The organism is Variovorax sp. 20P10.2.4 (genome assembly GCF_058244205.1).
In genome coordinates this window covers 1-8,293 of record NZ_JBZAYE010000314.1, presented here as the reverse complement: position 1 = coordinate 8,293, position 8,293 = coordinate 1, and the positions used below count along the sequence as shown (strand labels likewise).

Below are 8,293 nucleotides of genomic sequence, written 5' to 3'. Positions count from 1 at the left end.
CAGCAGCCAGCGCTTGAGCAGGCGGCTGCCCATGCCGGTCATGCAGGTGTCGAGCAGCGAAAACAGCGTGGGAGAGTCCTCGCCGCGCAGCGTCTGCACCAGCTCGAGGTTGCGCCGCGTGGTGGGCGGCAGTTCGATCAGGTCGCCGTCGCGCTCGACCGTGAGCCGCTGCAGGTGCGACAGCGCGCGGCCCTGCGTGTGCTCGGCATAGCCCAGCAGCGCGGCGGCCGCCGCATGGGCGTTGGTCAGCGATTCGGCATTCCAGGCCGCCAGGCTCTGGCTGCCCATCTGCTCGCTGAGCTTGCGTTCGCCCAGGCCGCCGTCGAACTGCCAGGCCGGCCGCACCGACAGCGTGAAGGGCGTGGCGCTGCGCGCCGCCTTGAGCCGCTGCTCGAAGGCCGGCGTGACCTCGGCGCCGTAGAGCAGTTCGCTCGGCGCGATGCGCGCGATCCAGGCCTCGAGCGCGTCGGCCGGGCATTCGGCCAGCCGCAGCTCGGCACCGGTCACGCTGAGCCAGGCCAGGCCGCAGAAATTGCGCGTGCCGGCATGCACCGCCAGCAGCGTGGCATCGGCCTTGTCGTTGAGCAGCTCGGCATCGGTCAGGGTGCCGGGCGTGACCACGCGCACCACCTTGCGCTCGACCGGGCCCTTGGAGGCGCCGACCTCGCCCACCTGCTCGCAGATCGCCACCGATTCGCCGAGCTTGATGAGCCGCCCGAGGTAGGTGTCGACCGAGTGGAAGGGCACGCCGCACATCACGACCGGCTGCCCGGCCGACTGGCCGCGCTGGGTCAGCGTGATGTCGAGCAGGCGCGCGGCCTTCTCGGCGTCGGCCCAGAAGAGTTCGTAGAAATCGCCCATCCGGTAGAAGAGCAGGGTGTCCGGATGGTCCGCTTTGAGCCGGAGGTACTGCGCCATCATGGGCGTATGACCGGCGTAATCGGGGGCGGCTGCGGCGAGGATATCTGTCACGGAATGAGCGCGTAAGCCATTGCTGGCGTTGGAGAAAGTGCTGTCTGAGAGTTCGGGCATGGACGCATCGTCGCTGGATCCCGGCCAGGCCATGGCGCGGGGCGCCCGGTATTGTGGCCGACCCGCAAGCCGGTGGGCGGCGTGGGGCGGGATGCGGGGACAAGAGGATGCGAGCGGGCAAAAAAACACCCGCACGTGGGCGGGTGGAGTTCTTCCCTGATGGCTGTGGGCGGCTGCTCTTCTGTTTGGTGGGCGCCCCCTTTTGCGTGACAGCGAAGCGATGTTCGTGTATCGCCCGCACAACGCCTGTCAGTCTTTGCGCGGTAAGACTTGTAGGCGGGTGAAAGAAATGAGCAAAAAGTCACGCAACTAAACCCTTCGGCCGCTTGCGAGTAGCAATGTTTTAACTTTTGCGCTCCCTCTCGCGGCGGTCAGGCAGCGGCACGCGGCCCCGTGGCACCATCGGCACCCCTCAATCCAACCGCGATCCTGGAGCGCCGATGCTGATCAACTGCGTGGCTTACGAGAACGGCGCCAAGCTGGCCGACATTCCGGTCGAGAGCATCAGCGAATACATCTCGCGGCCCGGCTGCTTCGTCTGGGTGGCGCTCAGCGACGCCACGCCCGAGGAACTGGCCGTGATGCAGCTCGAGTTCGGCCTGCATCCGCTGGCCGTGGAAGACGCCCAGCACGGCCACCAGCGGCCCAAGGTCGAGGAGTACGGCAACTCGCTGTTCGTGGTGATGCACCTGGTCGAGCCCTCGGACGCCGGCGAGCAGTGCATCCATGTGGGCGAGGTCGACGTGTTCGTGGGCAGCAACTACGTGCTGTCGGTGCGCAACCGCAGCCGGCAGGGCTTCCTCGGCGTGCGCGAACGCTGCGAACGCGAGCCCGAGTTGCTGAAGAACGGCGCCGGCTTCGTGCTCTATGCGCTGATGGACGCGGTGGTCGACCGCTACTTCCCGGTGATCGACGCGCTCGAGGACGAGCTCGAATCGATCGAGCAGCAGATCTTTGCGCAAAGCGGCGCGGCGCGCGACAAGATCAAGCAGCTCTACGAACTCAAGCGCCGCAGCATGGTGCTCAAGCGCGCCGTGGCGCCGCTGACCGAGGCCGCCGGCAAGCTGCACGGCGGGCGGGTGCCGCAGATCTGCATGGGCTCGCAGGAGTACTTCCGCGACGTGGGCGACCACCTGGGGCGCATCAACGGCTCGATCGACGCCATGCGCGACACGGTGGCCACCGCGATCCAGGTCAACCTCTCGATGGTCACGATCGAGGAGAGCGAGGTCACCAAGCGCCTCGCGGCCTGGGCCAGCATCTTTGCCGTGTGCACCGCCTTCGCGGGCGTCTGGGGCATGAACTTCGAATTCATGCCCGAGCTGAAATTCCGCTGGGGGTACCCCACGGCGCTGGCGCTGATCGCGGGCACCTGCGGCTATCTCTACTACCGGTTCCGGCGCGCGGGCTGGCTCTGAGAGCGGGCCGCTAAGGCCCAACTAATAAACATGTAGATAATCAACTCCCTTATGAAAAGGGACTTCAGCCAGCGTTTCGGCTTCATCGTGAAGGACGTGGCCAAGCGCTACGGCGAGGCCTTCGACCGCCTCGCGCGCGAGCGCATCGGCCTGAGCAGCGCCCAGTGCCGGCTGCTCGGCGTGCTGGCCATGGAAGGCGAGGAGGCGCCGCTGTCGCAGGCCGAGCTCGCGCAGCGGCTGGAGCTCACGCCGATGGCCGTGGGCGGGCTGTGCGACCGCATGGAGGCGGCCGGCTGGATCCGCCGCGAGGCCAGCGCCACCGACCGCCGCGTGAAGCTGATCCACCTGCAGCCCAGCGCCGAGAAGGCGCTCGATGCCGCGCTCAATCTCAGCGACGGGCTCAATGCGCGCGTGATGGCGGTGCTGGCGCCCGGCGAGCGCGCCCAGCTGCTGGCGCTGCTCGGCAAGGTGCGCGGCAGCCTGCTCGAGATCACGGGCGGCAACGGTCCCGAGGGCGAGGGCAAATGACGGCCGCGCCCGGAACCGCGGTGCCGCACCGCGGGATGATCACCGTCTCGATCATGCTCGCGACCATCATGCAGGCGCTCGACACCACGATCGCCAACGTCGCGCTGCCGCACATGCAGGGCAGCCTGCAGGCCTCGCAGGACCAGATCACCTGGGTGCTGACCTCCTACATCGTGGCCTCGGCGATCGCGCTGCCGCTCACGGGCTGGCTCTGCGGCCACTGGGGCCGGCGGCGCGTGTTCATCATCTCGGTGATCGGCTTCACCATCGCCTCGGCGCTGTGCGGCCTGGCGACCTCGCTGGTGGGCATCGTCGGCGCGCGCCTGCTGCAGGGCATCTTCGGCGCGGCGCTGGTGCCGCTGTCGCAGGCGGTGCTGCTGGACATCAACCCGCGCGAGAAGGTCGGCCAGGCGATGGCGATCTGGGGCGCGGGCATCATGGTCGGCCCGATCCTCGGGCCGCTGCTGGGCGGCTGGCTCACCGACAACTTCGACTGGCGCTGGGTCTTCTTCATCAACCTGCCGGTGGGCGTCTTCGCCTTCTGGGGCATCGCGCGCTACCTGCCCGAGAGCCGGCCGCAGGGCGAGAAGCTCGACATCTTCGGCTTCGTCACCCTGAGCCTCGCCATCGGCATGCTGCAGCTGTTCCTCGACCGCGGCGAGCAGCTCGACTGGTTCGACTCGTGGGAGATCCGGCTCGAGGCCGCGGCCTCGCTGGTGGCCTTCTGCTTCTTCGTGGTCCACACCTGGACCGTGCGCGGCGTCTCCTTCTTCGACCGCGACCTGCTCAAGGACCGCAACTTCGTCACTGGCCTGCTGTTCGCCTTCATCGTCGGCATGATCCTGTACGCGACCATGGCGCTGCTGCCCAACTTCCTGCAGGGCCTGATGGGCTATCCGGTGGTCTACACGGGGCAGGTCACTGCGCCGCGCGGCATCGGCACCATGATCGCGATGCTGGTGGTGGGGCGGCTGGTGCAGCGCGTGGACGTGCGCGCCATCATGGCGCTGGGCTTCGGGCTCACGGCCTTCTCGCTCTACCAGATGACGCGCATCACGCTGCAGATGGACAGCACGCTGATCATCGTCTCGGGCTTCGTGCAGGGCCTGGGCATCGGCTTCACCTTCGTGCCGCTGTCGACCGCCACCTTCGCCACGCTGGCGCCGCGGCTGCGCAACCAGGGCACGCCGATCTTCAGCCTGCTGCGCAACATCGGCAGCAGCGTGGGCATCTCGATCGTGCAGGCGCTGCTCACCGAGGGCTCGAGCGCCGCCCATGCGCAGATCGCGACCACCGTGGCGCCCGGCAATCCGGCGTTGGCCACGCTGCCTTCGATGATGTCGCCCGACAACCCGCTGGGCCTGGCGATGCTCAACGCCGAGGTCACGCGGCAGGGCGCGCTGGTCGGCTACCTCGACGACTTCGCGATCATGATGGTGATCACGCTGGTGGCGATCCCGCTGCTGCTGCTGATCCGCAGTCCGAAGCGCACGGCGGCCTCGGGGCCGGCGGAAGTGCCGCACTGAGCGGCACCGCGCGCGAGGCCGCTCAGTCCTCGATCGCGTCGTGCGTCGCGGCCGTGCCGCGGCGCCAGTAGCCCGAGGCCCGGATCCACTTCGGATGGGCGCCGCGCTCGCTCACCAGGTGCGCGCGCACGGCCTTCGCCACGCCGGTCTCGCAGCCCACCCAGGCGTGGTAGTCGCCCTCGGGCAGCGCCTGCTTCTTGAGCGTCTCGAGCAGCATCGGGCTCAGGCCCGCCGACACGCCGCGGCGATGCACCCACACCAGCGTGAGCGCGGCCCGGGTCTCGAACGGAATCTCGTCCTCGGGGCCGTCGACCTCGGCCAGCACCACCACGCGCGCGCCCGCGGGCAGCTCGGCCAGGCGGCGCGAGATCGCGGGCAGCGCGGTGTCGTCGCCGATCAATAGGTGCCAGTCGAACTCGGTCGGCACGATGAACGAGCCGCGTGGGCCGCCCACGCCGATGCGGTCGCCGGGCTTGGCGTTCTCGGCCCATTGCGTGGCGGGGCCGGCCTCGTGCAGCGCGAAGTCGATCTCGAGCGTCTTCGCGGTCGCGTCGTGGCGGCGCGGCGTGTAGTCGCGCATGGTGGGCCGGCCCTCGGGCCAGACCGGTCCTTCGGGGCCCATGGTCGGCAGGGTCAGGCGGCCGGTGGCCGGGTCGGGGAAGAACAGCTTGGCGTGGTCGTCGAAGCCCGGGCTGTGGAAGCCCTCGAGCTCGTCGCCGGTGAACACCACGCGCAGAAGGTGCGGCGTGACGCGCTGCACGCTCTTCACCGTGAGCTGGCGAAAGCGCAGGTCGTGGCGCACGCGGCGCGGCAGGCGGTCGGGTTGGGGGGCGGTGGAGAAGTCGGTCATGTGCGGTTGACTTTCAAAGACGTTCGATCTGTTGTGCGGCGCTGTCGAGCACCGCGGCGAATTCGTGGGCTTGTTGTTCGGTGAGGGGCGTGCCCGAGAGGCGCAGGCGCATCGCGAGCTTGAGGTTCTCGATGGCGCGCGTGACCTGCGGCGGCCGGCCGCCGCGCGCGCCGGCGCCGTCGACGCCGCCGTTGAGGCGTTCCATCATCGATTCGGCGGTCTCGCGGTTGGCCGCCAGGTACTCGCGCCCGCTGTCGGTGAGGGTGTAGCGCTTGCGGCCGCCGCCCTCGGCACCGCTCTCGACGCTGAGGTGGCCCAGCTCCTCGAGCAGCGTCAGCGTGGGATAGACCACGCCGGGGCTCGGCGCATAGCTGCCGCCCAGGCGTTCCTCGATCAGCTTGATGAGCTCGTAGCCGTGCGAGGGCTTGTCGGCGATGAGCTGCAGCAGCACGAAGCGCAGGCCGCCATGGCCGAACACCCGGCCGGCGCCGAAGCCGTGGCGCCCGCCGCGGCCCCGGCCGCCCGAGAGGCCGTCCTCGTGCTCGCCGCGCGGGGTGCGGTGGCAATGGTCGAAGTGGAAATGGCGCATGGGAGCCTCTCTTTCTGAATCGATATCTGTTTGTGTCTAAATTATTTTAGATATATCTAAATCGACGCGTCAAGAGGGGAGAAAGGCAAGACCGGAGCGCCGGCAGGGGCAATTTAGATAGCCTGCGCCGCAGTCCCCGGGCACCGCGAGGCGTTGTTCGCGCCGCCTTACCATCGAGGCCATGGAACGTCTTACCCGCCAGCGCGCCGCCGTGTTCTCGGCCTTCAGCGATGCCAGCCGCGTGCTCACCGCCCCCGAAATCCATGCGCATGCGCGCGAACTCGTGCCCGAGATCAGCCTGTCGACCGTCTACCGCCAGGTGTCGGCGCTGCTCGCGGACGGCGAGATCGCCAAGGTCGAGCTGCCCGGCGAGCCCGCGCGCTACGAGGTCTCGTGCCGGGAGGAGCCGCATGCGCACGCGCACGGCGACCACGCCCACGAACACGAGAAGGGGCAGGGCCGCGCGGGCGACCACCACCATCACTACTTCCATTGCCTGTCGTGCGGCCAGGTGTTCCTGCTGCATGCCTGCCCGGGCCCGATGGACGACCTGGCGCCGCCGGGCTTCCAGGTCGCGAGCCACGAAGTGACCCTGCACGGCAGCTGCGCGGCCTGCGTGGCGAAGGCGGCACCGGCCGGCCGATCGCACTGAACAAGGCACCCGCGCGGGTGCTCATTCTTCTTTACAAAGTTATTGCGAATGAATTCGCAATAACTTAGACTGCTGGTTTCCATCCAACAGCGCGACGCCATGCAAGTCCTGTCCTCCCTCAAAGAAGCCAAGAAGCGGCACCGTGATTGCCAGGTGGTCACCCGGCGCGGACGCACCTACGTGATCTGCAAGTCCAACCCGCGCTTCAAGGCGCGGCAGGGTGGCGCGAAGAACAAGCGCGCCCGCTGACCACCCCCTGAGACCCGCGGCCCGGACGATCCGGCCGCCTCCCCGATCCGCCACGGCACCGGCCCCCGGCGCCCAGCCAATCCCCTTTTCGAACGTCACGGCATGCACCCGCATGCGCGTGAGCCTGCGCGCGTCCACCGCGGATGCATGCGGGCGTGCGCGCGCCGTTTCACCGCTTCCTCTCTTCGACCGGAACCCTCCCATGCTCAGAGCACAGGGCCTCACCAAGCAATACGGCAGCCATGTCGCGCTCGACCGCCTCGACCTCGACATCCGCGCGGGCGACATCTACTGCCTGCTCGGCGCCAACGGCGCGGGCAAGACCACCACCATCAACCTGTTCCTCCACTTCATCGCGCCCAGCGCGGGCACGGTGGAGATCAACGGCGTCGACGTCACGCGCCATCCGCTCGCCACCAAGCAGGACGTGGCGTACATCCCCGAGCACGTCACGCTCTACGGCACGCTCTCGGGCCTGGAGAACCTGCGCTTCTTCGCCGGCCTCGCGCTGGGCCGCGCGCTGCCGCGCGAGCGGCTGCTCGAGCTCATGACGGCGGTGGGCCTCGATCACGCGGCGGCCGACAAGCGCGTGTCGGCCTATTCCAAGGGCATGCGGCAGAAGGTCTGGATCGCGGTGGCGCTGGCCAAGGAGGCCAAGGCGCTGCTGCTCGACGAGCCCACCTCGGGCCTCGATCCGCATGCGGCCAGCGAGTTCTCCGAGCTGCTGCGGCGCGCCGCCGACCAGGGCGTGGCCGTGCTGACCACCACGCACGACCTGTTCCATGCGCAGCAGACCGCCACGCGCGTCGGCATCATGAAGAGCGGCCGCCTCGTCGACAGCCTCGAGGGCGCGCAACAGATCGCGCGCATCGACCTGCAGTCGCTGTACCTGCAGCACATGAGGGCCTGAGCATGTGGCGCTGGATCGCGAACCGCGAATTCACCGAACGGCTGCGCGACGGCCGCCTGCTGTGGGCCGGTGGCCTGGTGCTGGTGCTGCTGTTCACCGCGCTCGGCGTGGGCTGGGCGCACCAGCGCGAGGCACGCGCCGAGCAGCAGGCCGCGCAGGCGCTCGACTACCGCGACTGGCTGGCGCAGGACCGGCGCCATCCGCACGATGCCGCGCACCAGGGCATGCATGCCTTCAAGCCCGAGGCGCCGCTGGCCATGGTCGACGCGGGCATCAACCCCTACATCGGCAGCACCGTGTGGCTGCAGGCGCACCGCCAGAGCGAGGTCAAGTTCAATCCCGCGCAGGACGCCACCGGCCTGCAGCGCTTCGGCAACCTCTCGGTCGGCTGGATCCTGCAGGTGCTCGGGCCGCTGCTGGTGATCGTGCTGGGCTTCAACGCCTTCGCGGGCGAGCGCGAGCAGGGCATCCTGCGCCAGACGCTGAGCCTGGGCGTCTCGCCGCTCAGGCTGTTGGCGGGCAAGGCGCTCGCGCTCGCG

Annotated in this window: 10 protein-coding genes; 7 read left to right on the top strand and 3 right to left on the bottom strand. The window is 69.0% G+C overall.

All coding sequences use genetic code 11. The features are described from left to right. Window positions 1-921: MutS N-terminal domain-containing protein (locus AC27VN_RS24940; protein WP_490878249.1), on the bottom strand; the 921-nt coding region annotated here is incomplete at its 3' end. Window positions 922-1,472: 551 nt separating this feature from the next. Between AC27VN_RS24940 and corA the strand changes: the two genes are divergently transcribed. Genes corA through AC27VN_RS24925 form a run of 3 tightly spaced genes read left to right on the top strand, consistent with a single transcriptional unit; the run spans window position 1,473 to window position 4,504 of the window. After that, entirely contained in the window at window positions 1,473-2,450 is a 978-nt protein-coding gene (corA, locus tag AC27VN_RS24935) for a magnesium/cobalt transporter CorA (RefSeq protein ID WP_093339635.1), read from the top strand. 51 nt (window positions 2,451-2,501) lie between these two features. Beyond that, on the top strand, window positions 2,502-2,978 hold the full coding sequence (locus AC27VN_RS24930; RefSeq protein WP_057592826.1) for a MarR family winged helix-turn-helix transcriptional regulator: 477 nt from the start codon (window positions 2,502-2,504) through the stop codon (window positions 2,976-2,978). Further along, window positions 2,975-4,504: a DHA2 family efflux MFS transporter permease subunit gene (locus tag AC27VN_RS24925; protein WP_490878248.1), complete on the top strand. Its 1,530-nt coding sequence runs from the start codon at window positions 2,975-2,977 to the stop codon at window positions 4,502-4,504. Before AC27VN_RS24930 ends, AC27VN_RS24925 begins: the two co-directional genes overlap by 4 nt. 22 nt (window positions 4,505-4,526) lie before the next feature. Here AC27VN_RS24925 and AC27VN_RS24920 read toward each other — a convergent pair whose 3' ends face one another. Together AC27VN_RS24920 and AC27VN_RS24915 are read right to left on the bottom strand one after the other, a co-directional pair. Next, window positions 4,527-5,354, bottom strand: coding sequence for a siderophore-interacting protein (locus AC27VN_RS24920; protein ID WP_490878247.1), 828 nt, complete (start codon window positions 5,352-5,354; stop codon window positions 4,527-4,529). Between the two features lie 13 nt (window positions 5,355-5,367). After that, window positions 5,368-5,943: a PadR family transcriptional regulator gene (locus AC27VN_RS24915; protein ID WP_203202007.1), complete on the bottom strand. Its 576-nt coding sequence runs from the start codon at window positions 5,941-5,943 to the stop codon at window positions 5,368-5,370. Between the two features lie 181 nt (window positions 5,944-6,124). Here AC27VN_RS24915 and AC27VN_RS24910 point away from each other — a divergent pair, with 181 nt between their 5' ends. The 4 genes from AC27VN_RS24910 to AC27VN_RS24895 all read left to right on the top strand — a co-directional run. Next, window positions 6,125-6,595 (top strand): Fur family transcriptional regulator, encoded by a 471-nt coding sequence (locus tag AC27VN_RS24910; protein ID WP_093339625.1) that lies wholly within the window; start codon window positions 6,125-6,127, stop codon window positions 6,593-6,595. A gap of 99 nt (window positions 6,596-6,694) precedes the next feature. After that, window positions 6,695-6,844, top strand: a complete 150-nt coding sequence (ykgO, locus tag AC27VN_RS24905) for a type B 50S ribosomal protein L36 (protein WP_057592821.1) — start codon at window positions 6,695-6,697, stop codon at window positions 6,842-6,844. Window positions 6,845-7,046: 202 nt separating this feature from the next. Then, entirely contained in the window at window positions 7,047-7,754 is a 708-nt protein-coding gene (locus AC27VN_RS24900) for an ABC transporter ATP-binding protein (protein WP_093339622.1), read from the top strand. A 2-nt stretch (window positions 7,755-7,756) separates the two neighbouring features. Continuing rightward, window positions 7,757-8,293, top strand: a 537-nt coding sequence (locus AC27VN_RS24895; RefSeq protein ID WP_490878246.1) for an ABC transporter permease subunit, incomplete at its 3' end; no start/stop codon positions are given.

Excerpts from the sequence above, each read along its gene's own strand:
- corA (WP_093339635.1), top strand. The coding sequence starts at position 1,473 with ATGCTGATCAACTGCGTGGCTTACGAGAACGGCGCCAAGCTGGCCGAC.
- AC27VN_RS24930 (WP_057592826.1), top strand. The coding sequence starts at position 2,502 with ATGAAAAGGGACTTCAGCCAGCGTTTCGGCTTCATCGTGAAGGACGTG.
- AC27VN_RS24925 (WP_490878248.1), top strand. The coding sequence starts at position 2,975 with ATGACGGCCGCGCCCGGAACCGCGGTGCCGCACCGCGGGATGATCACC.
- AC27VN_RS24920 (WP_490878247.1), bottom strand. The coding sequence starts at position 5,354 with ATGACCGACTTCTCCACCGCCCCCCAACCCGACCGCCTGCCGCGCCGC.
- AC27VN_RS24915 (WP_203202007.1), bottom strand. The coding sequence starts at position 5,943 with ATGCGCCATTTCCACTTCGACCATTGCCACCGCACCCCGCGCGGCGAG.
- AC27VN_RS24910 (WP_093339625.1), top strand. The coding sequence starts at position 6,125 with ATGGAACGTCTTACCCGCCAGCGCGCCGCCGTGTTCTCGGCCTTCAGC.
- ykgO (WP_057592821.1), top strand. The coding sequence starts at position 6,695 with ATGCAAGTCCTGTCCTCCCTCAAAGAAGCCAAGAAGCGGCACCGTGAT.
- AC27VN_RS24900 (WP_093339622.1), top strand. The coding sequence starts at position 7,047 with ATGCTCAGAGCACAGGGCCTCACCAAGCAATACGGCAGCCATGTCGCG.